Consider the following 14,560-nt stretch of genomic DNA (forward strand, 5'->3'; position numbering starts at 1 on the left):
GGCCTTCGTAGCGGTGTCCGCCGTCTTTGTCGTCTTTGTCAAAGCGGTGTTCATGGCGGCCTTCGTAGCGGTGTCCGCCGTCTTTGTCGTCTTTGTCAAAGCGGTGTTCATGACGGCCTTCGTAGCGGCGTCCGCCGTCTTTGTCGTCTTTTTCGAAACGGCGCTCATGACGGCCGTTATAGTGATGGCCGCTGCCGTCCCGGGGGCGGTTTCTCATTTCACCGGAGCCCCGGGCAGGCATTTTTTCTGCCTGTCCTTCTTCCTGCATGGGTTTGTGGATGATGGACCCGTCGGAATTTTCTGCATTGATTAATGCGATACGGTAGTCACGGCCTGTGTTTGATACGGGGCCGGCAGGGTCCTTTGCTTCCAGAGAAGCGGCGGATGCGCCATTTCCCAGTGCGGCGCCTGCTGCGGAGAAGGAAATCAAAAGGACTGCGGCGGTGATTGTTTTTTTCAGGTTTCTCATAGGTATGTCCTCCTTTGCTGCGGGAGATGGGGATTACAGGCGGTGCCAGGTGACGCCGTCGTCATCCTCTACGTTCTTCTTTTCAGGATTTCCTTTCTTTGCATCCTGTTCTCTTGCTTCCGGATGCTGTTCATAATATTTTTCTTCCCAGGGCTTCAGTTTCCGCTGGGGGCCCTGAGCCTTTTCTTCCTTCATTTCCTGATGGTGCTTCTTGTCCTTATGAACTTTCTGCTTTCTGTTCTTTTCCACATGCTTCTTTTCCTTGTGAAGCTGCTGGCCGTTTTCCTGCTGGTATCCCTGGTGGGGGCCGTAATCAGTGGCGGAAGCGCTTTCTGCAAAGAAGAATCCGCCGGCCAGAGCCAGACCGGTGATGGATGCGATGATGAGAGCATTTAATTTTTTCATAATGGAACCTTCCTTTCAAAATTCTGGAAATTCTGTCTTCGAGGGAGCTTACCTGAAACTCCCTCATTATATTCTGGGGATATATATAAAATCAATGGCGGAGCTGGTATTCTCCAGGAAAGGGCCGATTCATTCGCTGCCTACATTTATTTTTATAAGCAGACTCTATGAATCAGTGCTTTCCGACCATGATGGACGGCTTACTTATCGGTATCAGGCGCCTGCCGGTTATCAGGCAGGTTCCTTCCCGGGCCCATGGTATTTCTGTCGTGGTGATTTCTCATGTCTTCCTGCATTCTGTCATTGGCAGGTCCGTTTTTGAAATCCTTCCTGTCCTTGGACCATCCTTTGAAATTTTCCATCATTTTGGGGCCGTTGTCCGCCATCCAGCGGTGGTAGGCGGGAAGGTCATTGATGACAAAGGAGAAGGTGCCGATCATGAGGGAGATAATGGCCAGGGCCACGGAGACGATAATTCTTTTCATTGGCTGTCACCGCCTTTGGCAGAGGAGGCTTTGAAGCTGTTTTCAATGGCCTGGCTTCCTTCCCGGGCAATGAGGTAAATGGAAAGAGCGGTAAAGAGACCGAAGCTTCCGATGGAGGCCAGGGTGAGGAAGCTGAACCGAGGCAGGGGAGCCATGCCGTGGAAGGGGGTAAGACTGGTGGAGAAGAGGCCGATGACCAGTCCGGCAGCAGCCAGTACAACGATAGCCATGATGATGCCCGCGGCATTTAAGAGCCGGGCGGTCATACGGGCGGTGGTTTCCGCCGCTCCCGGAAGTTTGGGACTCACTTCCGTCCAGGTTTTAGCAGCCCTATCCTGGGCGTCTTTTGCTATTTTCAGGGCATTGTCTTTCAGCTGGCCGGTCTTTGTCCTTTCATCCACCACCCCTTCCGACTGGTAGGAATCATAAATATCTCTGGGGCTTCCCAGCTCTTTGGCAATCTGCTCTTCCGTAAGGCCCCGCTTCTTTCCTTCCTCGAAATGGGACTCATAATCAGATAATATTTCCTTCACTTCTTCCGGCTTTCCATTGCGGAAATAGTAGCGGAGAAGATCTAAAAATTCTGTTTCATTCATGGATATCGCCTCCTTCGGTGAGTATCTTCTTTACTGCTTTTGTGAATTCTGTCCATTCTCTGAGGGATTCTTTGAATTCCTCCCGCCCGGCGTCGGTAATGCGGTAGTATTTTCGGGGAGGGCCATTGTGGGATTCAGCCAGGTAGGTATCTACCAGGCCGTCCTTCTTGAACCGGTTCAGAAGAGGGTAAATGGTTCCCTCCGACATTTCAATGTATTTTGAAATCTCCGTTACCAGTTCATAGCCATAATAGTCTTTCCGCCTGAGCATGGATAGAACCACGATTTCCATGACGCCTTTCTTCAGCTGGATATTCATGGTGCTTCCTTTCTTAAGGAATCAGAGGTTCTTCTGATGAAATCGGGGCCGGCACTTGAACCGGCAGTCAATTTCCTTGTTGATAACAATATATCACAAAGTACTTTGCAATGCAAGGTACTTTGTGAAGCAAAATGAATATTTACTAAAAGTCATGGAAGGTGCTGTGTATGCCGAATGCGCAATTTTATATTTTTCTGTTGACGGATGGAAGAAGATTAGGTATCATCATATCCATATTCAAACAAGTACATGCTGTGAACGAGAAGGAAACAGACGGGAAGCTTCAGAGAGCCGGCGTATGGTGAAAGCCGGTGCGGAAAATCTGCGGACTATCACTCGTGAGCTTCCTGGTTGAAAGAATTTTCCGTAAATCAGGACGTAAGTCCCCGTTACAGGACAGGCCTTCAGAGTATAATGCAGGGTGGTACCGCGAATTCGCCCCTGTCCCGTGGTGGACAGGGGCTTTTTGATACCCTCTTCTTATACATGGCGGCTGAGAGATAAACCGGAGTGGTACCGCGCGAAGCGCCTCTGTCTGATATGTCAGGCAGAGGCGCTTTTTGTATCAATTCCGGATAGAGTGAAGATTGCACATGTGCTATTTCATCAAAAGGAGGAAAAATGATGGATTGGAAAAAAGGACTTAAACTGGCAGGCCTTGGCCTCATGATGACAGCTGCATGTGCAGGACTTTCCGGCTGCGGCGGAAAGAGTGAAGGTGCGGGAAGCGGGAAGACGGCGAAAGTAGGCTTCATCAACGGCGTTTCCGGCGGCGTAGCTTCCTACGGCCTGGCGGAAAAGGAAGGCTTTGACATGGCGGTGGAGGAAATCAATAAGGAAGGGAAAATCCACATGGATGTGGAAATGGTGGATACCAAGGGCAATGTACAGCAGGCCGTATCCGCCGCCCAGAAACTTATCGCCGCCAAAAAGGTGATTGTGGTGGGACCCCTCATTTCCGGTGAATACAAAGCCGTGGGTCCTCTCTTCCAGCAGGCGAAGATTCCCCTTCTGGGCGTGGCCACCACGGCGGAAGGGCTCATGGATATGGGTGACTACATGTTCCGGAACTGTGTGCCGGAATCGAAGAATATCCCCCAGACCGTAGAGAAAACCCATAAGCTCCTGGGCTACAAGAGGGTGGCGGTGCTCTACTCCAATAATAACGAGCACCAGGTGTCTGCCTATAAGACCTTCAAGAAAGCACTGGAAGATGAGGGCGTGGAAATCGTGGCTACGGAAACTTTCGCCGACAAGGATACGGACTTCTCCGCCCAGCTTACGAAAATCCACAACGTAAATCCTGATGCCGTGGTGGTGGCAGGCTACTACCAGGAAGGGGGACTCATCCTGAAGAAAATGAGGGATATGGGCATGAACCAGCCGGTGCTGGGAGATAACGGTTTCATGTCGCCGGAACTTGTGAAAATCGCAGGCCCCGCCGCAGACAATGTGTACGTCTCCTCCATGTGGTCTCCGGACAGGGACTCCGAAGCAACCAGGAAATTCGTGAAGGACTTCCGGGCCAAATATAACCATGACCCCGACAACTTTGCCGCCTGCGCCTATGTGTCCGCCAAACTGGCAGCAAAGGCCATGGAAAACGCAGGCACCACCACGGACTCCAAAAAGGTGCGGGACGCCCTGGCCAGCATCAAAAACTTTGAAAGCGCCGCCGGCCCCATGACCTTCAATAACTCCGGGGACCCGGAAGTGGATCTGGTGCTGCTGAAGGTGGAAGAGGGAAAATATAAAGCGGTGAAAGTGTAAAGGCTATAAAAGGAGCAGGGAAGAAAGGACGGCTGTTTCTTCCCTGCTCCCTTTTCATGGGGACAGTGATACAATAATGATAAAGATGGAAAGAATAGGAAAGGGGAGGTCATCATGAAAAGAGAAGATATGATAGAGCTCATGAAGGAAGCCAGGAAGGCCGGTGCGGCGGATGTGAAGATGGTGGACGTGACAAAGGTGAAGCGGGGTGTGTGGCCAAGGATGAAATGCCAGTTCGGCTGTCCCCAGTACGGGAAATGCCTCTGCTGTCCGCCTTATACGCCGAATTTGTCACAGATGAATGAATTTCTCAATGAATACACCCTGGGCATCCTGGTGAAGCACACCATGCCCATCAAGCTGGAGGAGTGCAGAGACTGGCAGGAATTTGATATCCGCCTCACCAATGGTCTTCTGGATATTCTTTTGAAGGTGGAAAAGGCGGCCATGATGAAGAACTACTACAAAGCCTTCGCCCTGAAGGCAGGCCGCTGCGGCCTCTGCAAAGTGTGCAACCTGAAACACTGCATCCACCCCGAATCCGCCCGCCCCTCCCTGGAAGCCTGCGGTATCGACGTATTCGCCCTGGCCCGTGACAACGGCTTCGATACCCATGTGCTCACCGGGCCGGTGAAGGAAGTATCGGTGTACGGCATGGTGCTTTTGGAATGATAGAAGGTAAGCGGAGCTGCTGATGATTTGGCTGAAAAAATATAGCATGCCTCTGATGGAAAAAGTCCGAGAAGAAATGTGAATCATTTTTCTCGGACTTTTTCATTACTTATGCACTCTTCTGAAATTATAAGGAAGCACTGATTAATTCGCAGAATCGAATTTCATATGAATTTTTATCCAATGCTTCGGCGTAAGTCTTCTTAAATAGCTCGCTATTCGCGTCGACTTATTCCTTGCATTGAATAAAAATACAAGAATGAAATCCGATAACGATTTAATCAGCGCTTCCTTAAGATGACGGCAGGCTGCCCGCTGCTGTTCTTCGCTCAAAATGACAGAATTCCGTCTGAAGTCTGAAGTCTGATGTCTATCGTCTATCGTCTGATTGTCGGATAGAGCTTCGATTATTCCTTTGCGCCCCTTCTTCCTTTACTATTTCAAAACCATAGTCCAGAAGTTTTGCCGCTTCCGCAAACCGGCTGTCCATATCCCGGGAATGCATGACGATGACAATGAGCTCATGGTTATCCCTGACGGCAGAGGCAGCCAGGCAGCCGCCGGCGGCGCGGGTATAGCCGGTCTTGATGCCTGTGGCACCGGGATAGGTGTAGAGGAGCTCGTTGCTGTTTTGGCAGGTGAAAATTTCTGCAGGACGGATATAGCGGATCTGTTTTCTTTTGGTAGAAACGATGCGGCGGAAGGTTTTATTTTCCATGGCATACCGGGCCAGACGGGCCATGTCCTCGGCGGTGGAATAGTGATTTTCATCAGGCATGCCGTTGGCATTGACGAAATGGGTGCCCTTCATGTCGATTTCCTTTGCCTTTTCATTCATCATGTCCGCAAAGGCAGGAAGATTTCCTGCCACATTTTCCGCAATGGCGGTGGCGGCGCCGTTATCGGAAATCATCATCATCTGGTTTTCCAAATCTCCCAGGGAAAGCCATTCTCCGCCGTTTAAGGCGGTGGATTCCACGTCCGCCGCGTTTCTGCTGACAGTCACCGTTTTGTAGGGATCCCCCCTTTCTATGGCAAGAAGGCAGGTCATCATTTTTGTCATGCTGGCGGGATATTCCTTTTTGGTACCGTTCTTCTCATAGAGAAACCGGCCGCTGGAGGTATCCATAATGACCGCGGCGTCAGCGGTAACATCCGGTGCTGCTGCATGGAGGGCGGGACCGGAAGCAAAGGTCAGACAGAGGGTAAGAAGCAGGAATTTATATTTCATAGGCCTTACCCCTTTGTACCGAAAAGATTGAGAAGGATGCAGCCTGCAATAATGAGGAATATGGCCAATATTCCGGTGGCTGTCAGCTTCTCGCCGAAGAAAAACCAGGAAATCAAAGTGGTGGCCAGGATACCTACGCCGCTCCAGGTGGCGTAGGCCAGAGCCAGATTCAGGGACGTGAGAGCCCGGGAAAAGGAGAAAAAGCAGAGACCGTAGGCCGTAAGGCAGCCCAGGGTTGGCAGAAGGACAGTAAAGCCATGGGACATTTTCAGGAAAGTCGTGCCGGTAAGCTCCATGGCAATGGCAAAGAACATAAGAAAGTAAGCCATAGAGAATGCTCCTTTCAATAAAAAAACCTGCGCCTTCCGGCGCAGGCCTGGGATGATGCAATCAAAGGAAAATATATTTCAGAATGAAAATCACGGTCAGTGCCATCATGAGGACGCTTACCTTGCTCCTGTGTCCGGTGAGGAGGTTAATCAGGGTGTAGGTGATGGTGCCGAAGGAGATACCTTCCGCAATGCTGTAGGCAAAGGGCATGGCAATGATGGTGAAGTAGCAGGGGATGGCTTCGGTGGGATCATTGAAGTCAATGCCCGTGACGGCGGTGAACATGAGGAACCCTACGATAATCAGTGCCGGTGCTGTGGCAAAGGCAGGAATGGCCATGAAAATAGGAGAAAGGAACATGGAAAGGAGGAAGAGCACTGCCACGGTGACGGCGGTGAGGCCGGTGCGGCCGCCTTCGGAAACGCCGGAGGCACTTTCCACATAGGTGGTGGTGGTGGAAACGCCAAGCACGGCGCCTACGGAGGTAGCTACGGCATCAGCCATAAGGGCGCCCTTGATGTGGGGCAGCTTGTTGTTTTCATCCAGCATGTTGGCCTTGGAGGACACGCCGATAAGGGTGCCGATGGTATCGAAAATATCAACGAAGAGGAAAGCAAGAAGCACTACTACGAAATTGAAAGTGCCGATCTGGGAGAAGTCCAGCTGCATGAAAATGGGGGCGATGCTCTTTGGTTCAAAGGAAGCAAGGCCGCCGGAGAAATTAGGCAGTGTGCTGAAAGCGCCTACGGAAGGATCCGGTACGTAGAGGCCGGAGATTTCACAGAGAACCCCCAGGAGCCAGGTGAAAAGGATGCCCCAGAGAATATTGCCTCTTACCTTCTTCACCATAAGGATGGCGGTGAAAAGGACGCCGATAATGGCAATGACTACTGTAATGCCGGTGGTATGGAAGGTTCCGGCGGCCATGGCCTGCTTGAAGGAGAAGAGGGAAATCTTGGTGGCAGGATTGGCCACGATGATCTGGGCGCTGCCCAGGCCGATGAAGGCGATGAAAAGGCCGATGCCGGCGGATACTGCCTTCTTCAGATTAATGGGGATGGCGTTAAAGATGGCCTCACGAACATTGGTCAGGGAGAGAATGATGAAAATGATACCTTCCACAAATACTGCGGCCAGTGCCATTTCCCAGGAATAGCCCATCTGCTTCACCACAGTGAAGGCAAAGAAAGCATTAAGCCCCATGCCCGGTGCCAGGGCAAAGGGGTAATTGGCAAAAATGGCCATGAACATGGTACCTACGAAACCGGCCAGGGCAGTGGCGGTGAGAACGGCTCCCTTGTCCATGCCGGTGGTGCTCATGATACTGGGGTTGACGGCAAGAATATAGGCCATAGTCATAAAAGTGGTAATCCCTGCCATGATTTCGGTCTTTACGGTGGTGTGACTTTCCGAAAGATGGAAAATTCGCTCCATGAGACCTGCATTGTTTTCCATGAATAAGCTCCTTTCGCTTTGCAAAGTATTCCGGCGCCTGGAAAAAGCGCCATAGAACGTTTTTTACGCTTTTATTATATGATTTTTAACAGCTTGAATCAATGAATTTTATCTATTCATGGAATGCGGATATGTCATTCTTTTATGAGAAAAGAACACGTCTTTCCCCCTGTGTTACAATAAAAGCAATGAAGATAAAAGGAGAATCCTATGAGTATATGCAATCTATGCCCCAGGGCATGTAAAATAGAAAGAAAAATATCGGTGAAGGACAAAGGAAATGTGGGATACTGCCGGTCAGCCATGCTGCCTGTCGTTTCAAGAGCCGCCCTTCATCACTGGGAGGAACCCTGCATTGCAGGCACCAGGGGGGCAGGCACGGTGTTCTTTGCAGGCTGCAACCTGTCCTGTGTGTACTGCCAGAACTATGAAATATCGGAAATGCGAAAGGGCATAGAAGTGTCGGTGGAGCGGCTCCGGGAAATCTATTTCGAACTTATCGCCCAGGGCGCCCACAACATCGACCTGGTCACCCCGACTCACTATACCCATGCCATCTTTCAGAGCCTTCGTGAACCTCTTCCTGTGCCGGTGGTGTACAACTGCGGCGGCTACGAAAGCGTGCACACCGTAGCTTTCCTCAGGAAAAAGGTGCAGTGCTGGCTGCCGGACCTGAAATACGCTGACGGCCGAGCTGCCGCCCGCTACAGCGATGCGCCGGACTACTTCGAAAAAGCCACCGCCGCCATTGAGCAGATGTACCGCCAGACAGGACCCTATGAAATGGACAGCAGCGGCATTCTCCAAAAAGGCGTGCTCATCCGCCACCTCATCCTTCCGGGACAGGTGGAAAATACGAAAAGGGTACTGGAATACGTGGCGGAAACCTTCGCTCCCGGTGAAGTGCTCTTCAGCCTCATGCGCCAATACGTCCCTTGCGGCAGGGCGGCGGATTACCCTGAAATCAACCGTCCCATTACGGACGAAGAATACGAAGAATGCGAAAGCTATATGGAAGAACTGGGCATCGAAGACGGCTACGTCCAGCAGAAAGCCAGCTCCGACAAAATGTTCATCCCCGCCTTTGACGGCACAGGAGTGCTGAAGAGGGAATAGTGTACTAGTGGGCTGGTGGGCTGGTGGACTAGTGAGACAGTGAGACAGTGGGACAGTGGGAAGGCTATCCGCTGCCGGCTTCCGGCTGTCCGCTTCCCGCTGGGCACCCATAGGGCCCCTGCATTACAGCTCCCGGAATGATACAAAATCCTTCGGATTATCCGTCCTTTCCCCTATCATTTTTTCCATCCAGATCATGTCGTACCACCGGTGGAATTTATATCCGCAGTGATGGAAGCGGCCTGCTGTCTTAAATCCCATATGCTCATGAAAAAGAGGGCTGTCCTTTGGAAGAAAGGGGTCCTCTTTTTCCGTGAAAGCAATGCAGGCGTAGAGGTTATAGACCTGCTGTTTTTGGAGAATTTCTTTCATTCGGGCATAGAGCTTTTTTCCGATTCCCCGGTGCCGGGCACTGGGAGCGAGATAAATGGAGAGCTCCGCCGAGTGTTCATAGGCTTTTCTGGGATGGAAGGGGCCGGCGTAGGCATAGCCCAGGATACGGCCCTCCTCTTCTGCTATGAGGTAGGGGTATTTTTCCAGCGTGCCGGCGATACGGCTCTGGAATTCTTCCACAGAGGGCACTTCGTATTCAAAGGTGATGGCCGTCTTTTCCACGTAGGGGCCATAAATACGAAGAAGGGCGGCAGCGTCATGGGGAGAGGCGATGCGGATGGAAAGGGACTTACCGATTTTGGCCATTCCTTTTTTCCGCCTTTTCCATAAATTTGGCGCTGTCCACCAGGAAGCGTTCGTGGTCAGCTTCCCCGATATCCCCGTTTTCATCGGCGGCGGTAATATGGAAGGAAATTTTCTTTCCCTTTATGTCCGTCACTGTGGCGGTGACGGTGATGGTATGGCCCGGCAGGGTAGGGGCTTTATGGATAAGGGAAATGGAGCCGCCTACGGTGGTTTCCCCTTCCCCGAGGTGCGGCGCCAGTACCCTGCAGGCCGCTTCTTCCATGGCGGCGGAAAGTACGGGCGTAGCCAGCACGGGCAGGGATCCGCTCCTTACCTTTTCTGCTGTTTCATCCGGCGAAATAGTTCTTGTAAGCTGGGCAGTCATTCCTTTGATAATCATAATTTCCTCCTTTATTATCAGCCCTTCGGCATTACTGCTGAAGGGTCTTTATACAATATGATATAATATAGCATAGTCTTTTAAGGATTAGATTTCCACATTTTACTTCCCTTAAGATTTTTTGAGAGGTGCAATTTGCAAGAAGAAAAGAAAGAAAATTCCGGCGAGCCGGAAAAAGAGCCCTTTTCCTGGAAGAATCTGGGCCGCAGGGAATGGTCCGTCCTTTTTGGTATCATCGCCTTCCTTATCCTCCTTACAGCAGGCGTTTATTTCTATGCCTTTGACCGGGTGGGACTTCATGGCACCGCCCTGGTGGATGTACCCAGAAATTCCACTGGAAGGGATATTGCAGATACCCTGGAAAAGAAGGGCATCATCCGGAGCAGTACCCTGTTTCGGCTCTATTCCCGCATTTTAGGAAGCGGAAAGAGTCTTCAGAGCGGTACATATAAAATGAAACAGGGCCTTACTGTTAAGGAGGCTATGATGGAGCTTCGGTCCGGAAAGACGGAGTCCGTCCTGGTTACGGTGCCGGAGGGATACACGGTTCACCAGATTGCCTCCCTTCTGCAGGAGGCAGGGGTGAAGGGCGCCGGGGATTTTGAAGCGGAAGCCGCTTCCTACGGCCCTTTGAAATACCAGTACGGGCCGCTGCCTGTGACAGTGAAGGCGGAAGGATTCCTGTTCCCCGACACCTATAATATCCCCAAGGAGTATACAGCCCGGCAGATCTGCGATATGATGTACAAGCGTACCGACGCCATGCTGACGCCGGACATCCGCCAAAGGGCTAAAGCAAAGCACATGACCCTTCATGCCCTGGTCACCCTGGCATCCATGGTGGAAAGGGAAGCCCGGTTCAAGGAAGACCAGGTGCCCATTGCATCGGTTATGCTGAAGCGTCTTGAAATCGGCATGCCCCTCCAGATTGACGCCACCATCCAGTATGCTCTGGGAAGTCCGAAGGAAGAGCTCACCATTGCGGACACAAAGATTGATTCCCCCTACAACACCTATACCCATAAAGGCCTCCCGCCGGGACCTATCGGAAGTCCGGGACTGGATGCCATTGAAGCGGTGCTGGAGGCAAAGCCCGGGGAATACCTTTACTATGTGGCCCAGGCAGACGGGCACCATGTGTTCACCAAGTCCTACGAAGAACATCAGGCAGAGACGGAGAATATTTATGGCAAATGACCATGAAGCATTAAAAAGAGAACTGGAGCGGTATGCGGAAGAAAAGGGAGTGCCCATTATCCGGGGACCGGAAAGGGAACTTCTCCTTCAGGCAGCAGCTCTGGCAGAGCCGCTGCGCATTCTGGAAATCGGCACTGCCATCGGCTACTCCGCCCTTCTCATGGCAGAGCGGTTTCCGGCGGCGGAAATCGACACCGTGGAGCTTGATGAAGAACGCCACCGCATGGCGGAAAGGGTGATGGAAAGGGCAGGCTTTGCCGGACGGGTGCACTGTCATCTGGGAGACGCAGGAAATCTGATTTCAACCTTCTCAGGCCCCTACGATTTCCTCTTTCTTGACGGCCCCAAGGGCCAGTACCTCCGGGAACTCACGGCCATAGAGCCGCTTCTTTCTGACAGGGCTGTCATTGCGGCGGACAATGTGCTTTTCCGGGGACTGGTGGAGAGCAGGGAACCTGTGCCTCACCGCTACCGCACCCTGGTTATGAGGCTTCGGGAATATATCGATTATGTAAAAGAAAAATATGAAACCCATATCTATGTAGAAGGAGACGGCCTGGCCGTTTCGATTAGAAAGGAAAATACATGAAGAAAATGGAACTTCTCGCTCCGGCGGGAACAATGGAAAAAATGAAAATGGCCCTTCTCTACGGAGCAGACGCGGTGTACCTGGCAGGCAAGGTTTTCGGCCTTCGCGCCTACGGCGGCAATTTCTCCATGGAAGAACTGAAGGAAGCCGTTTCCTATGCCCACAGCATGGGGAAAAAGGTATATGTCACCGTCAATATCATCCCCCGGAATGAAGACCTGGAAGGACTGGATGATTACCTGAAATATCTGGAATCCATCCATGTGGATGCGGCCCTGATTTCCGACCTGGGCGTATTCGCCCTCTGCCGGGAAGTGGCGCCGAACCTTCCCATCCACGTATCCACCCAGGCCAGCTCCGCCAACTGGCGCACTGTGAAAGCCTGGAAGGACATGGGTGCCGAAAGGGTGGTGCTGGCAAGGGAAGTATCGGTGAAGGAAATGGCGGAAATCCGCAGAAAGGTGGATATCGACCTGGAAGTTTTCGGCCACGGTGCCATGTGCATTTCCTGGTCCGGCCGCTGCCTTCTGTCCAATTTCTTTACCAATGGAAAAAGACAGTCCAACCGGGGCGAATGCATCCAGGCCTGCCGCTTCCGCTACGCCGTCATGGAAGAATCCCGCCCGGGACAGTACTGGCCGGTGGAGGAAGATGAGCACGGCACCTATGTCTTCAACAGCAAGGATCTCTGCATGATCGACCATATCCCCGAACTCATCGAAGGCGGCGCAGCCTCCCTTAAAATCGAAGGCCGCATGAAGAGCGTATACTACGTGGCCGCCGTGGTGGCAGCCTACCGGAAGGCCATCGACGCCTACTACGCCGAAGGCGGCGCCTACAAAGTACGGCCCGAATGGAGAGAGGAACTGGAAAAAGTATCCCATCGTCCCTACACCACTGCCTTTGCCTTCCAGAATCCTGACCACAGCGCCCAGGAATACGTGAAATCCCAGCCGGAGCAGCCCTACGACTTCGTAGGCCTCATCCTTCCGGCCCATAAGGAAGAAGGCACGAACCTTGTGCAGCAGAGGAACCATTTCAAGGTAGGGGAAATCCTGGAATACCTCACCCCGAAGGGGGAAGTGGGCCTGGTCAAGATTATGAAACTGGTGAACGGTGAAGGAGAAGAAGTGGACAAGGCACCCCATCCGCTGGAAGAACTGACCATGACCGGCGATGTAGTCCTGCCTGCCTACTCCATTCTGAGGAGGCGCGCAAAGAAATGACAGAAGATACAAGGGTATACATTGAAATCCCGCCGGAAGAAGTCAACTACATCAACCGCATTATCGAAGGCTACGAATACCTGGGCGTCCTGACCACACTGAATGCCAAAAGGGCCACCTGCCAGATTAACTCCACCAAAGATACCAGGGACATTGTCATCGACGTCCTCACCCACCTGCCGGACGTGAAAGTGAAAATCCTTCCGGACAGGGAAGAAGCGCTGCGGAAAGAGTAGAGAATTTCCCCTCCTTTTCCGACTATATAAACAGAGAAGCGAAGAAACAGGGAATCCTGCTCAGCCATTCCGCCGGGGCCCATCCATGGAAAGCGGAAGAGCAGGGACTGTCTTTTCCTTCTCCATCAGCCGGCTGAAAAATAAAAAACTTCCTGAAATCCTTAAAGGCAATGCAAAGGCAAAGCCTGAAGCGGTATTGACGCGCCCCGCTTTTGGATTTCGGGAAGTTTTTTGCGTGGGGGGATGTTAGTGAGCTGGTGGGCTGGTGTACTAGTGGGCTGGTGGGCTGGTGTACTAGTGGGTTGGTGTACTAGTGGACTGGTGGGCTGGTGGGACAGGGAACGGCTGTCCGCTGCTCCACAGAGGGGGCACTGCCATTGGTGCTATTTGCTGCACGTACCAAGATTCTTCGCTCCGCTCAGAATGACGCGTCCGGAATGGTGAAATATATGTTCTGTAGTTCCCATTCCCCATTCCCCAGTCCCCAATCCCCATCTTGCTTCCTGCCTGCATGAAGATTCCGGTTTAATTTCACTCATGACCTGTGATATGATACAGAAAAAGCTATTCCATTTGTCTTCATCAACCTCCTTTGCACTGGATTGTTAACTACTTATGATGCAAATGAGGGTGAAGACTATGGAATGGCTCTTTTATTGCGCAAGAAGGGTGCCCACCTCCCATGAGCACATCGAACACAACCCTTCTACACAACCTTCCGCCGGCAGGCGGACACAACCTTCGGGGCGAAGCCCCGTCAAACTTTAGAACCTTTCGCACCCAAAGGGGGCGAAACCCTTTCCATTCCCTCTCCCTGCGTGTACAATAATGATAATGAAGTAAAACCAAATGAACGGAGGATTAATGATGGATTCTGTGAAGCTGGTACTGGAATATCTAAGGGAATGCGAAGTGTTTTATATGGCCACCGTGGACGGTATGGCGCCGCGGGTGCGGCCTATGAGCGGAGTGTGCGAGGTGGAGGGAAAGCTCTGTTTCCTTCTGGACCGGTCGTCTCATCTGTATCATGAAATCACGGTGAACCGCCATGTGGAAATCAGTGCGGTGCATCCTGACAAGTCCTGGATTTCCATCCGGGGCTGGCTGAAGGTGGAAGAGGAAAGGGAGACGAGAGACCGCATGCTGAAGGCCTGCCGGGATGACATTGGGGACATGGGCCTGGTGGATGAAAAGGACATGGTTGTCTGCAGCCTTCATGGAGGCAGTGTGTATCTCAGGGACCGGAATGAGGGAAGAGAGAAAGAAATCGCCCTGGGATAGAGTTATCTGCGGCGCCGGTATTTCCGGACTTGCAAAATGCGATTTAATGCGCCGCTAACAGCATAAAGTGGTATAATGAATTCAATCTACCCATTGTCTTGA

At 52.0% G+C, this 14,560-nt stretch carries 18 protein-coding genes and 1 other annotated feature; of the genes, 8 read left to right on the forward strand and 10 right to left on the reverse strand.

The window, feature by feature from the left end:
* From Q0482_RS09410 to Q0482_RS09430, 5 genes are all read right to left on the reverse strand, one after another.
* Window positions 1-469, reverse strand: a 469-nt coding sequence (locus Q0482_RS09410) for a hypothetical protein (RefSeq protein WP_299145751.1), incomplete at its 3' end; no start/stop codon positions are given.
* A 33-nt stretch (window positions 470-502) separates the two neighbouring features.
* Window positions 503-874 (reverse strand): hypothetical protein, encoded by a 372-nt coding sequence (locus Q0482_RS09415; RefSeq protein WP_299145752.1) that lies wholly within the window; start codon window positions 872-874, stop codon window positions 503-505.
* 200 nt (window positions 875-1,074) lie between these two features.
* Window positions 1,075-1,359: a hypothetical protein gene (locus tag Q0482_RS09420; protein WP_299145754.1), complete on the reverse strand. Its 285-nt coding sequence runs from the start codon at window positions 1,357-1,359 to the stop codon at window positions 1,075-1,077.
* On the reverse strand, window positions 1,356-1,955 hold the full coding sequence (locus Q0482_RS09425; RefSeq protein WP_299145755.1) for a DUF1700 domain-containing protein: 600 nt from the start codon (window positions 1,953-1,955) through the stop codon (window positions 1,356-1,358). Before Q0482_RS09425 ends, Q0482_RS09420 begins: the two co-directional genes overlap by 4 nt.
* Entirely contained in the window at window positions 1,948-2,274 is a 327-nt protein-coding gene (locus tag Q0482_RS09430) for a PadR family transcriptional regulator (protein ID WP_288269272.1), read from the reverse strand. The genes Q0482_RS09425 and Q0482_RS09430 overlap by 8 nt, the downstream gene beginning before the upstream one ends.
* 248 nt (window positions 2,275-2,522) lie before the next feature.
* Window positions 2,523-2,723: a binding site (T-box leader), on the forward strand.
* A 175-nt stretch (window positions 2,724-2,898) separates the two neighbouring features.
* Between Q0482_RS09430 and Q0482_RS09435 the strand changes: the two genes are divergently transcribed.
* Window positions 2,899-4,047, forward strand: a complete 1,149-nt coding sequence (locus tag Q0482_RS09435) for an ABC transporter substrate-binding protein (RefSeq protein ID WP_299145757.1) — start codon at window positions 2,899-2,901, stop codon at window positions 4,045-4,047.
* Window positions 4,048-4,161: 114 nt separating this feature from the next.
* Entirely contained in the window at window positions 4,162-4,719 is a 558-nt protein-coding gene (locus Q0482_RS09440; protein WP_299145759.1) for a DUF2284 domain-containing protein, read from the forward strand.
* Between the two features lie 370 nt (window positions 4,720-5,089).
* Here Q0482_RS09440 and Q0482_RS09445 read toward each other — a convergent pair whose 3' ends face one another.
* The 3 genes from Q0482_RS09445 to Q0482_RS09455 all read right to left on the reverse strand — a co-directional run bounded on the left by Q0482_RS09445 (window position 5,090) and on the right by Q0482_RS09455 (window position 7,735).
* Complete coding sequence (locus Q0482_RS09445; protein ID WP_299145760.1) at window positions 5,090-5,950, reverse strand: D-alanyl-D-alanine carboxypeptidase family protein; 861 nt, start codon at window positions 5,948-5,950, stop codon at window positions 5,090-5,092.
* Between the two features lie 5 nt (window positions 5,951-5,955).
* Window positions 5,956-6,279, reverse strand: coding sequence for a multidrug efflux SMR transporter (locus tag Q0482_RS09450; RefSeq protein WP_299145762.1), 324 nt, complete (start codon window positions 6,277-6,279; stop codon window positions 5,956-5,958).
* 61 nt (window positions 6,280-6,340) lie between these two features.
* On the reverse strand, window positions 6,341-7,735 hold the full coding sequence (locus tag Q0482_RS09455; RefSeq protein ID WP_299145763.1) for an NCS2 family permease: 1,395 nt from the start codon (window positions 7,733-7,735) through the stop codon (window positions 6,341-6,343).
* Window positions 7,736-7,945: 210 nt separating this feature from the next.
* Here Q0482_RS09455 and Q0482_RS09460 point away from each other — a divergent pair, with 210 nt between their 5' ends.
* On the forward strand, window positions 7,946-8,851 hold the full coding sequence (locus Q0482_RS09460) for a radical SAM protein (protein WP_299145765.1): 906 nt from the start codon (window positions 7,946-7,948) through the stop codon (window positions 8,849-8,851).
* A 123-nt stretch (window positions 8,852-8,974) separates the two neighbouring features.
* Here Q0482_RS09460 and Q0482_RS09465 read toward each other — a convergent pair whose 3' ends face one another.
* On the reverse strand, window positions 8,975-9,550 hold the full coding sequence (locus tag Q0482_RS09465; RefSeq protein ID WP_299145766.1) for a GNAT family N-acetyltransferase: 576 nt from the start codon (window positions 9,548-9,550) through the stop codon (window positions 8,975-8,977).
* Window positions 9,534-9,929, reverse strand: coding sequence for a thioesterase family protein (locus tag Q0482_RS09470; RefSeq protein WP_299145768.1), 396 nt, complete (start codon window positions 9,927-9,929; stop codon window positions 9,534-9,536). The genes Q0482_RS09465 and Q0482_RS09470 overlap by 17 nt, the downstream gene beginning before the upstream one ends.
* A 135-nt stretch (window positions 9,930-10,064) precedes the next feature.
* Between Q0482_RS09470 and mltG the strand changes: the two genes are divergently transcribed.
* From mltG to Q0482_RS09495, 5 genes are all read left to right on the forward strand, one after another.
* Window positions 10,065-11,126: an endolytic transglycosylase MltG gene (mltG, locus tag Q0482_RS09475; protein ID WP_299145769.1), complete on the forward strand. Its 1,062-nt coding sequence runs from the start codon at window positions 10,065-10,067 to the stop codon at window positions 11,124-11,126.
* The gene (locus Q0482_RS09480) at window positions 11,116-11,715 is read left to right on the forward strand and encodes an O-methyltransferase (protein WP_299145771.1); all 600 of its coding nucleotides are present in this window, start codon (window positions 11,116-11,118) and stop codon (window positions 11,713-11,715) included. Before mltG ends, Q0482_RS09480 begins: the two co-directional genes overlap by 11 nt.
* Window positions 11,712-12,941, forward strand: coding sequence for a U32 family peptidase (locus tag Q0482_RS09485; protein WP_299145773.1), 1,230 nt, complete (start codon window positions 11,712-11,714; stop codon window positions 12,939-12,941). The genes Q0482_RS09480 and Q0482_RS09485 overlap by 4 nt, the downstream gene beginning before the upstream one ends.
* Entirely contained in the window at window positions 12,938-13,177 is a 240-nt protein-coding gene (locus Q0482_RS09490; RefSeq protein ID WP_299145775.1) for a DUF4911 domain-containing protein, read from the forward strand. Before Q0482_RS09485 ends, Q0482_RS09490 begins: the two co-directional genes overlap by 4 nt.
* A gap of 849 nt (window positions 13,178-14,026) precedes the next feature.
* Entirely contained in the window at window positions 14,027-14,458 is a 432-nt protein-coding gene (locus Q0482_RS09495; RefSeq protein ID WP_299145778.1) for a pyridoxamine 5'-phosphate oxidase family protein, read from the forward strand.
* The last annotated feature ends 102 nt before the right edge of the window (window positions 14,459-14,560 follow it).

This window comes from uncultured Dialister sp. (assembly GCF_937959425.1).
GTDB lineage: Bacteria > Bacillota > Negativicutes > Veillonellales > Dialisteraceae > Dialister.

Coding starts and splice junctions, on each gene's coding strand:
- Q0482_RS09415 (WP_299145752.1), bottom strand. CDS start 874: ATGAAAAAATTAAATGCTCTCATCATCGCATCCATCACCGGTCTGGCT.
- Q0482_RS09420 (WP_299145754.1), bottom strand. CDS start 1,359: ATGAAAAGAATTATCGTCTCCGTGGCCCTGGCCATTATCTCCCTCATG.
- Q0482_RS09425 (WP_299145755.1), bottom strand. CDS start 1,955: ATGAATGAAACAGAATTTTTAGATCTTCTCCGCTACTATTTCCGCAAT.
- Q0482_RS09430 (WP_288269272.1), bottom strand. CDS start 2,274: ATGAATATCCAGCTGAAGAAAGGCGTCATGGAAATCGTGGTTCTATCC.
- Q0482_RS09435 (WP_299145757.1), top strand. CDS start 2,899: ATGATGGATTGGAAAAAAGGACTTAAACTGGCAGGCCTTGGCCTCATG.
- Q0482_RS09440 (WP_299145759.1), top strand. CDS start 4,162: ATGAAAAGAGAAGATATGATAGAGCTCATGAAGGAAGCCAGGAAGGCC.
- Q0482_RS09445 (WP_299145760.1), bottom strand. CDS start 5,950: ATGAAATATAAATTCCTGCTTCTTACCCTCTGTCTGACCTTTGCTTCC.
- Q0482_RS09450 (WP_299145762.1), bottom strand. CDS start 6,279: ATGGCTTACTTTCTTATGTTCTTTGCCATTGCCATGGAGCTTACCGGC.
- Q0482_RS09455 (WP_299145763.1), bottom strand. CDS start 7,735: ATGGAAAACAATGCAGGTCTCATGGAGCGAATTTTCCATCTTTCGGAA.
- Q0482_RS09460 (WP_299145765.1), top strand. CDS start 7,946: ATGAGTATATGCAATCTATGCCCCAGGGCATGTAAAATAGAAAGAAAA.
- Q0482_RS09465 (WP_299145766.1), bottom strand. CDS start 9,550: ATGGCCAAAATCGGTAAGTCCCTTTCCATCCGCATCGCCTCTCCCCAT.
- Q0482_RS09470 (WP_299145768.1), bottom strand. CDS start 9,929: ATGATTATCAAAGGAATGACTGCCCAGCTTACAAGAACTATTTCGCCG.
- Q0482_RS09480 (WP_299145771.1), top strand. CDS start 11,116: ATGGCAAATGACCATGAAGCATTAAAAAGAGAACTGGAGCGGTATGCG.
- Q0482_RS09485 (WP_299145773.1), top strand. CDS start 11,712: ATGAAGAAAATGGAACTTCTCGCTCCGGCGGGAACAATGGAAAAAATG.
- Q0482_RS09490 (WP_299145775.1), top strand. CDS start 12,938: ATGACAGAAGATACAAGGGTATACATTGAAATCCCGCCGGAAGAAGTC.
- Q0482_RS09495 (WP_299145778.1), top strand. CDS start 14,027: ATGAACGGAGGATTAATGATGGATTCTGTGAAGCTGGTACTGGAATAT.